Origin of the sequence: Ruegeria alba (assembly GCF_022321465.1) — a bacterium.
GTDB classification, from domain to species: Bacteria; Pseudomonadota; Alphaproteobacteria; order Rhodobacterales; family Rhodobacteraceae; genus Ruegeria_B; species Ruegeria_B alba.
This window is the reverse complement of sequence record NZ_JAKOEM010000005.1, coordinates 32,309-47,230: the sequence shown is the minus strand read 5'-3', so window position 1 is coordinate 47,230 and position 14,922 is coordinate 32,309. Positions and strand designations below refer to the sequence as shown.

The 14,922-nt window shown below is 64.4% G+C and carries 15 protein-coding genes; 8 read left to right on the top strand and 7 right to left on the bottom strand.

Features of this window, described 5'->3' with window-relative positions:
* Positions 1-24 precede the first annotated feature (24 nt).
* Together glmM and MB818_RS08085 are read left to right on the top strand one after the other, a co-directional pair.
* Positions 25-1,371, top strand: coding sequence for a phosphoglucosamine mutase (gene glmM, locus MB818_RS08090; RefSeq protein WP_234137840.1), 1,347 nt, complete (start codon positions 25-27; stop codon positions 1,369-1,371).
* 52 nt (positions 1,372-1,423) lie between these two features.
* Positions 1,424-1,915, top strand: a complete 492-nt coding sequence (locus MB818_RS08085) for a hypothetical protein (RefSeq protein ID WP_234162965.1) — start codon at positions 1,424-1,426, stop codon at positions 1,913-1,915.
* Here MB818_RS08085 and MB818_RS08080 read toward each other — a convergent pair.
* Positions 1,909-2,829 (bottom strand): DMT family transporter, encoded by a 921-nt coding sequence (locus MB818_RS08080; protein WP_238904732.1) that lies wholly within the window; start codon positions 2,827-2,829, stop codon positions 1,909-1,911. The genes MB818_RS08085 and MB818_RS08080 overlap by 7 nt on opposite strands.
* A 54-nt stretch (positions 2,830-2,883) precedes the next feature.
* Here MB818_RS08080 and MB818_RS08075 point away from each other — a divergent pair, with 54 nt between their 5' ends.
* Positions 2,884-3,675, top strand: a complete 792-nt coding sequence (locus MB818_RS08075) for an NYN domain-containing protein (protein WP_234162964.1) — start codon at positions 2,884-2,886, stop codon at positions 3,673-3,675.
* 47 nt (positions 3,676-3,722) lie between these two features.
* Here the strand turns inward: MB818_RS08075 and ilvC are convergent, their stop codons facing one another.
* The gene (gene ilvC, locus MB818_RS08070; protein WP_234137844.1) at positions 3,723-4,745 is read right to left on the bottom strand and encodes a ketol-acid reductoisomerase; all 1,023 of its coding nucleotides are present in this window, start codon (positions 4,743-4,745) and stop codon (positions 3,723-3,725) included.
* A 131-nt stretch (positions 4,746-4,876) separates the two neighbouring features.
* Between ilvC and MB818_RS08065 the strand changes: the two genes are divergently transcribed.
* Together MB818_RS08065 and MB818_RS08060 are read left to right on the top strand one after the other, a co-directional pair.
* Complete coding sequence (locus MB818_RS08065) at positions 4,877-5,332, top strand: Lrp/AsnC family transcriptional regulator (protein WP_238904731.1); 456 nt, start codon at positions 4,877-4,879, stop codon at positions 5,330-5,332.
* A complete protein-coding gene (locus MB818_RS08060) occupies positions 5,329-5,787 on the top strand; it encodes an Lrp/AsnC family transcriptional regulator (RefSeq protein WP_234144866.1) in 459 nt (152 codons plus the stop codon). Before MB818_RS08065 ends, MB818_RS08060 begins: the two co-directional genes overlap by 4 nt.
* On the opposite strand, the gene hutC is transcribed toward MB818_RS08060, so the two are convergent.
* Entirely contained in the window at positions 5,784-6,485 is a 702-nt protein-coding gene (gene hutC, locus MB818_RS08055; protein WP_238904730.1) for a histidine utilization transcriptional repressor HutC, read from the bottom strand. The two genes, MB818_RS08060 and hutC, sit on opposite strands and share 4 nt — an antisense overlap.
* A gap of 522 nt (positions 6,486-7,007) precedes the next feature.
* On the opposite strand from hutC, the gene MB818_RS08050 reads away from it, so the two are divergent.
* Positions 7,008-8,135 carry an aminotransferase class V-fold PLP-dependent enzyme gene (locus MB818_RS08050; RefSeq protein ID WP_234137848.1) on the top strand — a complete coding sequence of 376 codons (1,128 nt, stop codon included), beginning with the start codon at positions 7,008-7,010 and terminating at the stop codon, positions 8,133-8,135.
* 55 nt (positions 8,136-8,190) lie between these two features.
* On the opposite strand, the gene MB818_RS08045 is transcribed toward MB818_RS08050, so the two are convergent.
* Both MB818_RS08045 and MB818_RS08040 read right to left on the bottom strand, forming a co-directional pair.
* The gene (locus MB818_RS08045; protein ID WP_238904728.1) at positions 8,191-9,387 is read right to left on the bottom strand and encodes a UbiH/UbiF family hydroxylase; all 1,197 of its coding nucleotides are present in this window, start codon (positions 9,385-9,387) and stop codon (positions 8,191-8,193) included.
* Between the two features lie 76 nt (positions 9,388-9,463).
* Positions 9,464-9,712 carry a hypothetical protein gene (locus tag MB818_RS08040; protein ID WP_234137850.1) on the bottom strand — a complete coding sequence of 83 codons (249 nt, stop codon included), beginning with the start codon at positions 9,710-9,712 and terminating at the stop codon, positions 9,464-9,466.
* A 199-nt stretch (positions 9,713-9,911) separates the two neighbouring features.
* Here MB818_RS08040 and MB818_RS08035 point away from each other — a divergent pair, with 199 nt between their 5' ends.
* Positions 9,912-11,480 (top strand): ComEC/Rec2 family competence protein, encoded by a 1,569-nt coding sequence (locus MB818_RS08035; protein WP_238904726.1) that lies wholly within the window; start codon positions 9,912-9,914, stop codon positions 11,478-11,480.
* A gap of 6 nt (positions 11,481-11,486) precedes the next feature.
* Here the strand turns inward: MB818_RS08035 and MB818_RS08030 are convergent, their stop codons facing one another.
* Positions 11,487-12,131, bottom strand: coding sequence for a pyrimidine 5'-nucleotidase (locus MB818_RS08030; RefSeq protein ID WP_234144871.1), 645 nt, complete (start codon positions 12,129-12,131; stop codon positions 11,487-11,489).
* A gap of 100 nt (positions 12,132-12,231) precedes the next feature.
* On the opposite strand from MB818_RS08030, the gene MB818_RS08025 reads away from it, so the two are divergent.
* The gene (locus MB818_RS08025) at positions 12,232-12,882 is read left to right on the top strand and encodes a GntR family transcriptional regulator (RefSeq protein WP_234137853.1); all 651 of its coding nucleotides are present in this window, start codon (positions 12,232-12,234) and stop codon (positions 12,880-12,882) included.
* Between the two features lie 46 nt (positions 12,883-12,928).
* Here the strand turns inward: MB818_RS08025 and MB818_RS08020 are convergent, their stop codons facing one another.
* Entirely contained in the window at positions 12,929-14,863 is a 1,935-nt protein-coding gene (locus MB818_RS08020) for a glycosyltransferase (protein WP_238904725.1), read from the bottom strand.
* Positions 14,864-14,922: the final 59 nt, after the last annotated feature.

Here is a 14,922-nt window from a genome sequence, read left to right as displayed (position 1 = left end):
GATTTCAAGAAAAGCGAGGCGGGGATGCGCAAGCTATTCGGTACCGATGGGGTGCGGGGCACCGCCAATACCCACCCGATGACCGCCGAGATGGCGCTGAGGATCGGCGCCGCCGTGGGCCGCTATTTCCGCCGTGACGCCAGCGGTGTGCACCGTGTGGTGATCGGCAAGGATACCCGCCTGTCGGGCTATATGCTGGAAAGCGCGCTGACCGCGGGGCTGACCTCGACCGGTATGAACGTACTGCTGCTTGGCCCGGTGCCGACACCCGCGGTGGGGCTGATGACCCGCTCGATGCGGGCCGATCTGGGGGTGATGATTTCCGCCAGCCACAACCCGGCCGAGGATAACGGCATCAAGTTCTTTGGCCCGGACGGGTTCAAGCTGTCCGATCAGGCCGAGATCGAGATCGAGGCGCTGATTGAGGCTGGCGTACAGCCGGCGCAAGCGCAAAATATCGGTCGCGCCAAGCGGGTCGATGATGCCCGGTTCCGCTATGGCGAGCGGGTGAAATCTTCTCTGCCGCGCGATCTACGGCTTGACGGGCTCAAGGTGGTGGTCGATTGCGCCAATGGTGCGGCCCACCGCGCCGCGCCCGAGATCTTGTGGGAACTGGGCGCCGATGTGATCCCGGTGGGTATCGCGCCCGATGGGCTGAACATCAATCGGGGCTGCGGCTCGACCCATCCGCAGACGGCAGCCGAACAGGTGGTGGCGCATGGCGCCCATGTGGGGATCGCGCTGGACGGTGACGCCGACCGGGTGATCATGATCGACGAGACCGGCACCCCCGCAGATGGGGACCAGCTGATGGCGTTATTGGCGGCACGCTGGGCCGCCGAAGGCCAGCTTGCCGGTGGGGCGCTGGTGGCAACGGTGATGTCGAACCTGGGGCTGGAGCGGTTCCTGAACGGGCAAGGGATCAGGCTGGAACGCACCGCCGTCGGCGACCGCTACGTGGTCGAGCGGATGCGCGAGGGCGGGTTCAACCTGGGGGGCGAACAATCGGGCCATATCGTGATGAGCGATTATGCCACCACCGGCGACGGGCTGATGGCGGGGCTGCATTTCCTGGCCGAGATGGTGCGGTCTGGCCAACCCGCCAGCGCGCTTGCCCGCCAGTTCACACCGGTTCCCCAACTGCTCAAGAATGTGCGCTTTGCCGCCGGCCAGGCGCCGCTTGACACTGCGCCGGTTCAGGTCGCGATTGCCGAGGCCGAGGCGGCGCTGAACGGTTCTGGCCGGTTGCTGATCCGCAAGTCTGGCACCGAACCGCTGATCCGGGTGATGGCCGAGTGTGAGGACGAGGCGCTGCTGGAGCGGACCGTCGATAGCGTGGTCGAGGCGGTGGCCGACGCGGTTCAGGCTTGAAAACAGGCGCGGCGCTGCGCATCCTGCCCCCGTTGAACAGGGAGAATTCTGGATGTTTCGTTCTTTGACCACTTTTGCATTTCTGCTTTCGGCCGGAATGGCCCAGGCCGGGATGACGGTTGATCTGCTGCCACCCTGGGACGGCAAGAAGATCCCCAAGGGCCAGCATTGCCAGTTGCAGGGCGGCAAGGGTGCGACGCCGCCGATGCAGGTGGCGGGCATCCCTGAAGGCACGGTGATGCTGGTGGTTCAGTACAACGACAAAAGCTACAAGCCGCTCTCCAGCAAGGGCGGGCATGGCACCATCGGCTATCCGGTCAAGGGCGCCAGCGCCAAGCTGCCCGCGGTGCCGGGCATGACCGCGAAACTGCCGGGCGGGGTACGGGTTGTGGCCCCGGCGCGCAGCACCGGCGAATACGCCTCCAAGGGTTATCTGCCGCCCTGCTCGGGCGGGCGTGGCAACACCTATGAGGCGGTGGTGCAGGCGGTTGGCGCCGATGGCAAGGTGCTGGACCGGGTGAAACTCAAGATCGGCCGTTACTGACGGGCGAACAGGCGCCTGAGCGCGCCATACTGGCTGAGCCCGACCCCGGTCAGGATCAGCAGCAGCGACCACAGCAGGACCGGCGGCAGCGGCTCTCCCAACAGGGCCGCGCCCAGCAGGACCGACCAGACCGGCACCTGATAGTTGGTCAGGCTCATGAACACCGGCCCGGCGCTGCGGATCAGGGTGACGCGCAGCAGATTCGCCGCGGCCGTGGGCACCATGCCCAGGAACACGATCAGGCCCAGCGTGCGCAGATCGGTGGAGGGCGGCGGGCCTTCGGCGATCCAGGCCATCGGCAGCACCGCGACCACCCCGATCAGCAAGAGTACGGTCGACAGGCCGACCGGATCGACCGCCGGCAGCCGCCGCATCAGGATCGAGGCCACCGCGTAACAGGCGGTCGCCGCCAGACAGGCCAGCCGCCCGGGCAGTTCCAGCGTCGCGCCGCTGCTCTCGAACGCCTGCGCCCCCATCAGCAGCGCAACTCCGGCAAAGCCGATGGCAAATCCCAGCGCGCGGCGCCAGGTCATTCGCTCGCCCGGCACAAGGAAATGCGCCAGTGGCAGCACCATCAGCGCGATCGAGGCCATCGAGACGCCGGTAAACCCGGCCGTCACATATTGCTGACCCCATGCGATCAGCGAGAAGGGCACCGCCGAACTGAGCAGTGCGATGGTCACCAGCGAGAGGCGCTCTGACCGGCTCAACGGCGCCGAAAACAGCCGCCCGCCCATGAGGCGCCAGACCAGCGTGCTGAGCACCGCCCCGAAACAGACCCGCCCGGCGGCCAGCCAGAACGGCGTGATCCCCTCAAGCGCCAGTTCGTTGATCAGGAATGTCCCACCCCAGACAAAGCCCAGCGTCGCCACCATGGCCCAGCTTTTCGCCGTTATGTCAGGGGATTGGGTCATTGTCTTCCCGTTGATGAGGTGTCGACAGAAAGCCTCTGCTTCTTTCCGAGGTCAATGACGAACGTTTCGGAGCGGGGCGAAACTTTCTCAACTCAGTCAAAGTTCTGCCGCCATTTCGTGCAACTAGAGTCGAAGTTGCAATATGAGATTAACGACAGAATGGACAGGCCCGGTTTCGCGCTCTTGATCGATGGTGACAATATCAGTGCCGAGTACGCATCTCAGATCGGGAAGATCGCGCAGAACGTTGCCCCAGCCCGGTTTCGGCGAGTGTATGGGGATGCAAGCAGATTGCCGAACTGGGAGAAAACGCCCGGGTTCCGGGTGATCCATAGCGGATCCGGCAAGAATTCCGCCGATATCCTGCTTGCGATTGACGCGATCGAGCTTGCCTGCTGCAGGCAGGTGGACACGGTTATGATCGTCAGTTCGGATGGTGATTTCAGCCATCTTGCAACCCGGTTGATCGAACGTGGAGTGCGTGTCATTGGCAGTGGCGAAGACAAGAGCCCGCCCGGATTTCGTGCGATATGCTCGGAGTTCCACATCCTCAGACCCAGGTCGAAACAGACTTCGAGCGAGGAAATGCGGGCCTGCCCCAACCCCCAGCCGGCCAAGTTGCACGATCTTGTGCGCAATGTGGTGTCAAAGCATGACAGCGCTTCTCAGGGTGTACCGCTTGTGCAGCTCAACGGTTTGATGCGTGCGAGCCATGATGTTCGAATCAGCAATCACCCGGACAAAACCTGGCGCGGCTACTTGTCCAAGCGTCAAAACCTCTTTCGTTTGACAGGAGAAGGGCAGGAAACGCGGGTTCATGTTCACCCCGCTTCGCCGCTGCAATGAAAAAGGGCGCGCAATCGGCGCGCCCTTCGTGTTCCTGAACCTGCGGATCAGTTCTTCGACTTGTCAACCATCTTGCCGGCCGAGATCCAGGGCATCATGTCGCGCAGCTTCTGGCCGACCTGCTCGATCTGGTGCTCGTCATTGGCGCGACGCGAGGCCTTGATGGTCGGCTGGCCAACCGCGTTTTCCAGCATGAAGTCGCGGACGAACTTACCCTGCTGGATGTCGGTCAGAACGGCCTTCATCGACGCCTTGGTCTGCTCATAGGGCAGGATGCGCGGGCCGGTGACATACTGGCCGTATTCGGCGGTGTTCGAGATCGAGTAATCCATGTTGGCAATACCGCCTTCATAGATCAGGTCGACGATCAGCTTCACCTCGTGCAGACATTCGAAATAGGCCATCTCGGGGGCGTAGCCCGCCTCGACCAGGGTCTCGAACCCGCAGCGGATCAGCTCGACCAGGCCGCCGCACAGCACGGCCTGCTCGCCGAACAGGTCGGTTTCGCATTCCTCGCGGAAGTTGGTCTCGATGATGCCCGAACGGCCGCCGCCGATGGCCGAGCAATAGGACAGGCCGGTTTCTAGCGCCTTGCCGGTGGCGTCGGTGTGAACTGCCACCAGGCAGGGCACGCCGCCGCCCTTGGTGTATTCGCCGCGCACGGTGTGGCCGGGGCCCTTGGGCGCCATCATGATGACGTCGACGCCTTCCTTGGGCTCGATCAGGCCGAAATGCACGTTCAGGCCGTGGGCAAAGGCAATTGCGGCGCCGGGACGGATGTTGTCATGCACGTATTTCTTGTAGGTCTCGGCCTGCAATTCGTCGGGCATGGTGAACATGATCACGTCGCACCAGGCCGCCGCTTCGGCGATGCCCATGACCTTGAGCCCTTCGCCTTCGGCTTTCTTGGCCGAGGCCGAGCCTTCGCGCAGGGCGACAACCAGGTTCTTGGCGCCCGAGTCGCGCAGGTTCAGCGCGTGGGCGTGGCCTTGCGAGCCATATCCCAGGATGGCCACTTTCTTGTCTTTGATCAGGTTGATGTCGCAGTCACGATCGTAATAGACGCGCATGATGCCGGTCCTTTCTGTTTCGATTGCCGCGTTTCTATAGGCTGTTACGCCGAGGTGCGAGAGGAATGAGGTTGAGATTTCGTCAGTTTGATGAAAGATAATTCGCCAAGTTCGAGAAATACGGAAAATTCATGCTCGATGATATCGACCGCCGCATTCTGCGCCATTACCAGGCCGACCCCAGTCTCAGCGCCGCCGAACTGGCCGAGCGGTGCCGGATCAGTTCGGGCGTCTGCTGGCGGCGGATCGAAAAGATGCAGGCCGCCGGTATCATCCAGGGGCAGGAGGCGGTGATCGACTGGGCGGCGCTGGGCTTTGCGGTCGAGGTCAGTTTGCGCGTCACGCTCGACAAGACCCAGCCGCGCGCCTTTGACGATTTCATCGGGGCCGCGCGCAAGGTGCCCGAGGTGATCGAGATCCAGACCTTTCTGGGCCGGGTCGATGTGCGCCTGTCGGTGATCGCCCGCGACATGGCCCATTACCAGCAGCTTTATCGCGACCGCATCCTGACCCTGCCGCATATTGCCGATATCGAGGCGCTGATGCATATCGCGCGGCTCAAGCGCGACGAGGTATTGCCGGTATGACGGACCTGGACGAGATCGACCGCAAACTGTTGCGCGCCCTGGCCCAGGATGCGACCCAAAGCGCGGGCGCGCTGGGGCGCCGGTTCGGTCTGTCGCAGCCTGCTACCTGGCGGCGCATCCGCAGGCTGGAGGAGGCGGGGGTGATCAAGGGCCGCCGCCTGCGTCTGAACGCCGAGGCGCTGGGATTTGGCGTCACCGTGTTTCTGGGGGTCAAGCTGGCGCGCAAGGGGCGCGTCAGCCTCGAGGATTTCGAACGCGCCGTCAGCGCCATCCCCGAGGTGCAGACGGTCGAACATGTCCTGGGCCTCTACGACTATCGCCTGCGCGTGGTGGCGCGCGACCTCAGCGATTTCGAACGCGTCCTGCGCCGCCGGATCATGACTCTGCCCGGTGCGGGCGAGGTCGAGGCCAATGTGCTGCTCAGCGAGGAGCGCCTGCCAGGCCCGATCGGTTAATACTCGGTCCGGATGCGATAACCGGGGTGATGGGTCAGCCGGGCAAAGGTCACGGGCTCGCCCTTGAGCCAGGTGGTGCGCTCCATCTGCATCACCGGCATGCCGACGGAGGTCGACAGGAACTCGGCCAGCCGCCCGTCGGCGCCGATGGCGCCAAAGGCGATTTCGGCATCGGTAAAAGGGATCGCGGTCAGCAACCACTCGGTCGGGCCGGTCCGGCTCAGATCGGCCTCTTCCATCGCCGGGACGGCGGACAGGCTGACCCAGCGCTCTTCAAGCTGAAAGGGCTGGTTGTTGGCATAATGCATGCACAGCAGGTGCAGCACCCGCGTGCCGGGGTGCAGCCCCAGTTGCGAAGCCAGCCAGGCGGGCGCGGTGATCACCGCCCGCTCGACCAGCGCATAGCGGTAATCGGCATTCTGTTCTTCGACCACGCGGCGGGCCAGCGAGATTTCGAAACGGGCCTGCCGGACCGGCGCCATCTTGACCCGGGTGCCACTCTTGCGTTTGCGCTCGACAAATCCCTGCTCGGCCAATTCGCGCAAGGCCCTGTTGACCGTGGCACGTGCACAGCCGAACTCCTCTGCAAGTTCCGACTCGGTTGGAAGCAATGTCCCTTGCGGCCAAATCCGGCTTTCGATCCGGCGTTTCACCTCGTCGCGGACGGCATGAAAGCTGGTTCGCTTCTTTTGTTTCAAGGGTAACTGGTCCTTTACCTGTATTCCGTGCGTGTTTGTGCCCGTATTTTTCGGAAAGAGTAAAGGGGAGTTGACCCTAAGTAGCGTCATATCTACGTCAACATCACGCATATTCGATACAGGGAAAGAACATCGTCTGTATTAAGGTTAACGTGTTGAGGTTAACGAGGCGGAGATGCCCCGCGTGGGCACGCCCCAGCTTCACGAGCGCGGGTAGATCTCTTTACAGCCGCGCTACCCGGTCGTTCGAGCGCCCTCAATGCGTCCGTCCTGCGCGCCATTCCCTGCCCGCAGCGATTCGCTTGAGAGGTCACGGCGCCGTGCGCGCCGGCAAGCATCCGAGCATGGCGGCCCCGGGCACAATCAGCGCATCTTCCGCTTTCTTCTGTTCAAAAATACCTTGGGGTCCGGGGCAAAGCCCCGGTTCCATCCGCGTGGCCAAGACGCCCGGCCGCGCTCCCCTCTTTACCCGGCGGCGCAGAGCGGCCATGAAAGAGCCTGGAACAAGGAGAGGAGCCCGCGATGGCCGCACTACTGGATACTGTCGATCCCGATGGGCTCGAGGAATTCTCGGTCGTTTTTACCGACCGTTCGCTCAACCATATGTCCACGGCCTTTCAACAGGTGATGCGGGACATTTCCGACATGCTGCGCGCGGTCTACAATGCCGATGCCGTGGCGGTCGTTCCCGGCGGTGGCACCTATGCGATGGAGGCGGTCGCGCGCCAATTCGCCCGGGGCGCGCGCGTTCTGGTGGTGCGCAACGGCTGGTTCTCGTATCGCTGGAGCCAGATCATCGAGACCGGCGGTCTGACTGCCGAGACAACGGTGATGAAGGCGCGCCGCAGCGGCAATGAAAGCACCGCGCCCTTCGCCCCGGCGCCCATCGAAGATGTGGTGGCGGCCATCCGCGAGCAGAAACCCGATGTGGTCTTTGCCCCGCATGTGGAAACCGCCGCCGGGGTGATCCTGCCCGATGATTACATCACTGCCATGGCCTCTGCCGCGCATGAGGTGGGCGCGCTGATGGTACTCGACTGTATCGCCAGCGGCTGCGTCTGGGTCGATATGCAGGCGACCGGCGTAGACGTGCTGATCTCGGCGCCGCAAAAGGGCTGGAGCGCTTCGCCCTGCGCTGGTCTGGTGATGCTGTCCGAACGCGGAGAGGCGCGTCTGGCAGAGACGCAGTCGGACAGTTTCGCCATCGACCTGAAGAAATGGCGCGACATCATGAAGGCCTATGAGGGCGGCGGCCATGCCTATCACGCCACCATGCCCACCGACGCGCTGCGCGCCTTCCGCGACACCATGGCCGAGACCCGCGACTACGGCTTCGACAAACTGCGCGAGGCGCAATGGGCGCTGGGCAACGGGGTGCGCGCGCTGCTCAAGGGCAAGGGCATCGTCTCTGTCGCCGCCGAAGGGTTCGGCGCACCCGGCGTGGTGGTGAGCTATACCAGCGATCCCGAGATCCAGAACGGCAAGAAATTCGCCGTCCTGGGCATGCAGATCGCTGCTGGCGTGCCGCTGCAATGCGATGAACCGGCCGATTTTCGGACTTTCCGACTGGGCCTCTTCGGCCTCGACAAGCTCTATGATGTCGATGGTACGATTGACCGGTTGAAACGCGTGCTCGACCAGGTGCTCTGAGCCTGGTTTCTTTCTGGTCGGAAATACTCCGGGGTCCGGGGCAGCGCCCCGGGGCTTACCGCACGCCCAGACCCATCTGCATCAGGGTCCGGCGTACCGGTGCCAGTGAATAAAGCGCGTTCAACCCCATCGCGCGCGCGTCCCGCAAGGGGCGCGCCTCGACCATCGAGGCGCGATTGAGCAGGTCTATCCCCTTCACGCGCAGCTCGATCTCGGCATGACGCGCCTTGTGATAGGCAGCCAGCATCTGCGCATCGCCCAAGTCCTCGGGCCGGGCCTGCGCCAGTTCCAGCAACGCCCGCAAGTCGCCCAGCGACATGTTCAGCCCCTGCGCGCCGATGGGCGGCACCACATGCGCGGCCTCGGCCATCAGCGCGACCCGCTCGCCGGTCAGCCGCTCTGCCGATTGGCTGATGATCGGCCAGATGGTACGTCGCGAGGCCAGTTTCAACGGCCCGAAGAGGCCGCAGGAGCGTTCGGTCATGGCCGCCTCAAATGCCTCGGGTTGCATTTCGAGGAGCTCTACTGCGCGCGGCCCCCGCTCCATCCACACCACCGCCGAGGATGGTTGCCCTTCCCAGTCGGGCAAGGGCACCAGCGTGAACGGCCCGCCGGATCGGTGGATCTCGGTCGAGACATTCTGATGCGCGATCGGGTGGGTGACGGCAAAGGCCAGCGCCTTTTGCCCATAGCGGGTGGTCTTGACCCCGATCCCCGCCGCCTCGCGCATGGGTGAGTTTCGCCCGTCGGCGGCCAGCACCAGCTTGCAGGTCACGCGGCTGCCGTCGCTCAGCCCCACGCGGGCCTCGGCCGTGCGGGTGAACAGGCTGGTGGTGGCGGTGCCGGGGCGGAAATCCACATTGGGCAGCTCGGCCAGCCGCGCCACCATCTCGCGCCGGAGCAGCCAGTTGGGCAGGTTCCAGCCAAAGGGCTTGTCGCTCAGGTCGGCGGCGTTGAAATCGCGCACCACGCGCGGTTCGGGCACCGCGCCACCCGCATCGACGATGCGCATGATCTGCAAGGGGGCGGCGTGATCGGCCAGCCGTGCCCAGAGGCCGCAGTTTTCCAGAAGCACTTGCGCCGGTTGCAGGAATGCGGTGGTGCGCATGTCCGATCCGTCCACGTCGCGTTCGGTCACCGGCGGGGCCGGGTCGACGCAGATCACCCGGAACCCGGCGCTGCCAAAGGCCGCCGCCGCGGTCAGTCCGGCGATGCCGCCGCCGGAAATCAGGATGTCGCAGCTCTCTTGCATGGGCAGGCTCCGTCTTTTCCGCGGCACCCTATGCCGGAACGCGCCGGGGTGCCAAGCGACATCCTGTCCGGCGCACTCAGCCGCGGGTGATCAGGATCAGCACCGCCCAGATCACCGGGACCAGCGCCAGCGCCGGAATGTAGAGGCCCGGAATGCCGAACAACAGGATGGCGATGCCCCAAAGGCTGAGCGCGGCGGCAATGGCGTAATAGATGTTGTCGCTGTCGCCATAGGCCACTTCCTTGGCGATGCGGCCCAGCAGAGGCACGGAAAACAGCAGGCGCTGGCCCAGGGGCAGGTTGCGGGGCAGGTCGATGGCGCTCATGTCAGGTCCTTTGAACTATCTGTCAGGGGGCAGATAGGTTTTGGAACCTGAGTCCAAAGGTCACCTTTTGCCGCAGTGCAGCGCGATGCCGCATCCCCTGCGGCGCGGTGCCGCTGATCGTGCCGAGCGGAGCAGAGATGCGCGGCGATTCTGCTTTTGTGCTATCATCCGGGAATTGTATTGAGGGCGGAGATTTCCCATGACGCTGAAATATGCGCGCGGTCCGGTCAGCTACCTTTACCGTGACGTTGAAAAGAACGGTAAAACCAGCCGCCGCAAGGTGAAACAGGTGCTGTGGGGCGACTGGGTGGATGTCCGCGATCCGGTCGATGCCACCTGGACCCATGTCCGCTATGGCAAGAAACCCTATCTGATGAAACGCGCCGAGTTGCAGGACGAGCGGGTGCTGGAGCTGATCTTTCTCGACATCGGGCAGGGCGATGCCTGTATCCTGACCGAGCCGGGCCACCATCATCCGCCGCGCGTGATGGTGATCGACGCCGGGATCGGGCGTAACACCAACGGGTTTCTGAACTGGCGGTTCCGCGATTTCGACAATTCGGGCCAGATCCATGCCGCCATCGTCACCCATCCGGATGCCGACCACTATCGCGGTTTCCAGCCAATCTTTGAAAACCGCCGCCTGCGGATCGACCATGTCTATCACAGCGGGCTGGTCGAACGGGTGGGCGACGATCTGCTGGGGCCGGAACAGGGCGGATACCTGACCGATATCGTTGAGACCGACGCACAGATGCGGGCGTTGTTGTCCGATCCGGCCCGGCGCGGGCGCAAGCTCTATCCCAAGCTGATGCAGACCGCGCTGGAGGCGGACCGGATCGGCCCCGTCACCGCGCTCACCACCGCCCAAGCGGTGCAGGAGGACGGGCGTGCCTGGCTGCCGGGCTTTGCCCCTGGTGACGGCGGGCTGATAACGATCGAGGTGCTGGGTCCGGTCGTCGAGCCCGATGCAACAGGCCAGCCGCGCCTGCGCGCCTTTGGTGACAAACCCACCTCGCGGTCAATGGATGACGGCAAGACCAAGAACGGGCATTCGGTCCTTTTGCGGCTGGATTTCAACGGGTTCCGGGTGTTGTTCGGAGGCGATCTCAACACCTCGGCCGAGTGCTTTCTGATGCAGCACTATGGTGGGGTGCCGGTCTCGACGCCGCTGGCAGCGACCGAAGCCGAGCTTGAGGCCATCGCCCGGCCCGAGATCATCGCTGCTGCTGCCGAGCGGTTTGGCGTAGATCTGATGAAAACCTGCCATCACGGGTCCTCGGACGTGACCGAGGAGTTTTTGCAGGCCGCCCATCCGGCCGCCTATGTGGTGTCCTCGGGCGATGAAGAGGGGCACGTTCATCCGCGCCCCGACCTGTTGGGTCTGTTGGGCAAGACGGGCGCCGGGGCGCGGCCGTTGATCCTGTCCACCGAACTCCTGCGTTCCACCCGAGAGCGCGAGCGGGACGACCTGCGCCCGGCGCTCGACCGGCTGAACGGGCGGATCGAGGCGGAACTGGCCAAGGGCGCAGGGGCGGATGCGGCGGCGCTGGCCGAGATGCGCGCGGCCAAGCGCAAGCTGCTGGACGAGGTGTTCCGCCGCAACGTGGGCGTCTATGGCGCCATCAACCTGCGCACCGACGGGCGCGACGCGGTGATCGCCTTTCGCAAGGAAAAGGCACCCGCGCACCGGCGCTGGTTCTATTACGAGATGCAACGCGACCCCGAGAGCGGCGGCTTTCTGCCCGTGCTGGGCGACGGGCACTGAGCACCCTCAGGTCAGCCGGGACAGAAACGCGGTGAGATCGTCGGTATGGTGGTGGATATGCTCCGCCGGGTGAGGATCGGGGGCCACATGTACCGTGCGCATCCCCATCTCGTGCGGGGCGGTCAGGTTGCGGGGGTCGTCCTCGAACATGGCGGCGCGTTCGGGGATCACCCCGTCGCGGGTGAACACCTCTTCAAACGCGGCGCGCTCGGGCTTGGGCCTGTAGCCCGCGTGTTCCACACCATAGATTGCATCGAATAACCCGCTCAACCCGCGCGCGGCCAGCACCCTCTCGGCATAAGGCGCCGAGCCGTTGGTATAGACGATGCGGCGCCCGGGCAGGGCGCGGATATGGCTGGCCAGCGCGGCGTCGGGGGTCATGTGGCTCATGTCCACCTCATGCACCGCCACCAGATAGGGGTCGGGGTCGAGCCCGTGTTCGCGCATCAGCCCGGCGAGCGTGGTGCCGTATTGCCGCCAATACTGCGCGCGCAGGCGGTCGGCCTCGGTCCGGGTGACACCAAGCGCCTCCATCACATAGGCGGTCATCCGCACTTCGATCTGGTCGAAGAGCCGCATCGCGGGAGGATAAAGGGTGTTGTCCAGATCGAACACCCAGGTCGTCACATGAGAGAAGGCTTCGCGCACCATGGCCCGGATCTAGGGCAGATAGCGCGCGTGCGCAATGGCAGGGTTGATCCGGGCGGGTCCCGGCGGATACACAAGTCCGAACAGGGAGAAGAGAACAGCAATGACCCAAGGCCGCCCGGCGCAGAAAGACGCCTATCACCTGATCCTCGAAGCCATCGACAGCGGTATCTACAAACCCGGTGATCGCCTGGTGGAAAGCGAGTTGGCCGAACGGTTCGGAGTGTCGCGCACCCCGATCCGCGAGGCACTGCAACGGCTTGAGACGCAGTCGCTGCTGGAACGCGACGGGCGCTCGATGATCGTGGCCTCGCTGGATCACAACCAGATGGCCGAGCTGTATCAGGTGCGGCGCGAGCTGGAGGGGCTGGCGGCGCGGCTCGCCGCGCGCCATGCCACAGCCGAAGAGATCGCGGTATTGCGCGAGATGGTGGTGGCCGATGACAAGCTGGTGGGCAACCCCAAGGCGTTGAGCCGGGCCAACCGGCGGTTTCACGAACAGATCCACCTGGCCTCGCACAATCGCTATCTGGTGCAGCAGCTTGACCTGGTGCACCGGACCATGGCGTTGATGGCGACCACTTCGCTGGCCGCCGAAGGGCGCGGAGAGATTGCCCAGAGCGAGCACAAGGGGATTGTCGAGGCCATCGCGGGCCGGAACGAGGAAGCGGCCGAAAAGGCGCTCAAGGATCACATCTCGATCGCATTCATGACCCGGTTGAAACTGGACGCCGACAGCCGCGAACGGCGCTGAGAACGAGGCCACGTCAGGATTTCGCAGAAATCCTGTGAACAGGGTTTTAATGAAAACCCTGTTCCCGCGCCTGTTCATCGGTCGCGCCGGGTAGCGGGGCCGGTTTTTCCTCGCTGGCCTGACCGTGTTCGGTCTTGTCCCAGAAATAGGGATTGACCACCAGTTCATAGAGCGCCTTGTAGGCGGCCAGCACGCCAAGCGGGAAGTAGAGCGGCATGGTCAGCACCCAGGGGGTCAGAAACCGGCGCTCGGATGCAGAGACCGCGACCAATCCGATCGCCAGTCCCAGCAGTTCGGTCGCCCCGAAGATGGCGCTGCACAGGATCAGAACCGGGGCCGACAGAACATCGTCCAGCGGGTGGGGCAGGCCGAACAGGATCAGCCAGAAGGACCACAGCACAGGCGCCAGCAGGAACTGGCCCAATGTCCCCAGAAAGAAGGCCTGTACGCCCAGAAAGCGCCGCGTGCCCAGTTCGGCCCACAACCGCAGCGGTGCCCGCATATGCACCAGATATGTCACCATGAAGCCCTTGAGCCAGCGCGAGCGCTGCTTGACCCAAGGCCAGGAGCGGTAATTCGCCTCTTCATAGGTCACCGTGTCGATCAGCTCGGTCCGGTACCCGGCCCGGCAGAGGCGCACGCCCAGATCGGCATCCTCGGTCACGTTATGCGCGTCCCACCCGCCCAGTTCCTCCAGCACGGGGCGGCGAAAGAACAGGGTCGTGCCTCCCAGCGGCACCACCAGGCCCAACCGGGCGATACCCGGCAGCACGATGCGGAACCAGCTGGCATATTCGATGGTGAAACACCGTGCCCGCCAACTGCTGCGCGGGTTGTAGTAATCCAGGATGCCTTGCAGGCAGACCACCTCTTCGGACGCCTGGGCGAACCGGGTTGCGACCTGTTCAAGCTGGTCAGCCACCGGCGCATCCTCGGCATCCCAGACGCCGATGATCTCGCCCCGGCAGAAATCGAGCGCATAGTTCATCGCGCGGGGCTTGGTTGTCAGCCCCTTGTGGCCGGGCACCTCGATCACCCGCATCCAGGCGGGCAGGGTGCATTGAGCAAGGGTCTCGCGGGTGACCTCGTCTTTCTCCTCCAACACCAGGATGACGTCCAACAGCGCCTTTGGATAGGTCAGGCGACCGAGACGGGTCACCAGTGCGGTGGCGATCTCGCGCTCTTTGTAGAGCGGTACCAGCATCGAGATCTTGGGCAGGCGCACTCCCTTTATATCGGTGCCGGGCGAGGGCGGATGCGGCGCGGTCAGATGCGACTGGCTCATGAGATGGGCCACCAGGGCAACCGCCTTGAGCCCCGCGAACAGCGCCAGGGTCAGAACGGCGGTCAGGAACAGCAGCGTCAATCCCTGTACAGGCGCCAGTACAAGCAATCCCAGCAGGGCCAGCAGCGCCAGGCTGCCCGGTATCCGGCTGCGCCAGTTCCAGGTCCGGCAGCTATAGCGCGGCGCGACCCGGGTTTCGGCCAGCTGCGCAAGGGTGATGGCATAGCGTCGCGCCAATGCCGCGTCGATCTGATCGCGGCTGGCAAGCGCCGGCATCAGCAGGATACCCGTTTGCGCCATCTCGGCGCGCAGCCGGTCGAACAGGTCGGGGCGTGCGGTGGCGACGATGACCATGGGCCCCAGGCGCATCCAGGGAATTGCACCATGCCGCAGCCAGAAATCATGAGGCATCAGCCCGCATAACTCGTCCCTCGGCGGATCAGCGGCCAGATCGGCCCATTGCACCCCGTTTTGCAGCGCCAGCGCGCGCAGGATGTCATTGGGTTCGGCCCAGCCCTCGGCGATCAGGATCTCACCGATCGGCGCATCAAGCCAGAGTTGCATTTGCAGGGCCTGCACCAGCTGGGCCTGGCTGATCACCCCGTTCCGCACCAGGTATCTGCCAAGCGGCAGGTGCGGTTCCGGCGCCGGATGCGCAAGGCTGGCAGAGCTTAGCCTGAGATGTAGGTCGCTCATGATGCGCAGCCCCGACAACCGTTCCGGGAGTCAGGGTTGCGCAATTCAGGTTAATAGAG

Excerpts from the sequence above, each read along its gene's own strand:
- glmM (WP_234137840.1), top strand. The coding sequence starts at position 25 with ATGCGCAAGCTATTCGGTACCGATGGGGTGCGGGGCACCGCCAATACC.
- MB818_RS08020 (WP_238904725.1), bottom strand. The coding sequence starts at position 14,863 with ATGAGCGACCTACATCTCAGGCTAAGCTCTGCCAGCCTTGCGCATCCG.
- MB818_RS08050 (WP_234137848.1), top strand. The coding sequence starts at position 7,008 with ATGGCCGCACTACTGGATACTGTCGATCCCGATGGGCTCGAGGAATTC.
- ilvC (WP_234137844.1), bottom strand. The coding sequence starts at position 4,745 with ATGCGCGTCTATTACGATCGTGACTGCGACATCAACCTGATCAAAGAC.
- MB818_RS08060 (WP_234144866.1), top strand. The coding sequence starts at position 5,329 with ATGACGGACCTGGACGAGATCGACCGCAAACTGTTGCGCGCCCTGGCC.
- MB818_RS08065 (WP_238904731.1), top strand. The coding sequence starts at position 4,877 with ATGCTCGATGATATCGACCGCCGCATTCTGCGCCATTACCAGGCCGAC.
- MB818_RS08085 (WP_234162965.1), top strand. The coding sequence starts at position 1,424 with ATGTTTCGTTCTTTGACCACTTTTGCATTTCTGCTTTCGGCCGGAATG.
- MB818_RS08030 (WP_234144871.1), bottom strand. The coding sequence starts at position 12,131 with ATGGTGCGCGAAGCCTTCTCTCATGTGACGACCTGGGTGTTCGATCTG.
- MB818_RS08040 (WP_234137850.1), bottom strand. The coding sequence starts at position 9,712 with ATGAGCGCCATCGACCTGCCCCGCAACCTGCCCCTGGGCCAGCGCCTG.
- MB818_RS08075 (WP_234162964.1), top strand. The coding sequence starts at position 2,884 with ATGACGAACGTTTCGGAGCGGGGCGAAACTTTCTCAACTCAGTCAAAG.
- MB818_RS08045 (WP_238904728.1), bottom strand. The coding sequence starts at position 9,387 with ATGCAAGAGAGCTGCGACATCCTGATTTCCGGCGGCGGCATCGCCGGA.
- MB818_RS08035 (WP_238904726.1), top strand. The coding sequence starts at position 9,912 with ATGACGCTGAAATATGCGCGCGGTCCGGTCAGCTACCTTTACCGTGAC.
- MB818_RS08080 (WP_238904732.1), bottom strand. The coding sequence starts at position 2,829 with ATGACCCAATCCCCTGACATAACGGCGAAAAGCTGGGCCATGGTGGCG.
- MB818_RS08025 (WP_234137853.1), top strand. The coding sequence starts at position 12,232 with ATGACCCAAGGCCGCCCGGCGCAGAAAGACGCCTATCACCTGATCCTC.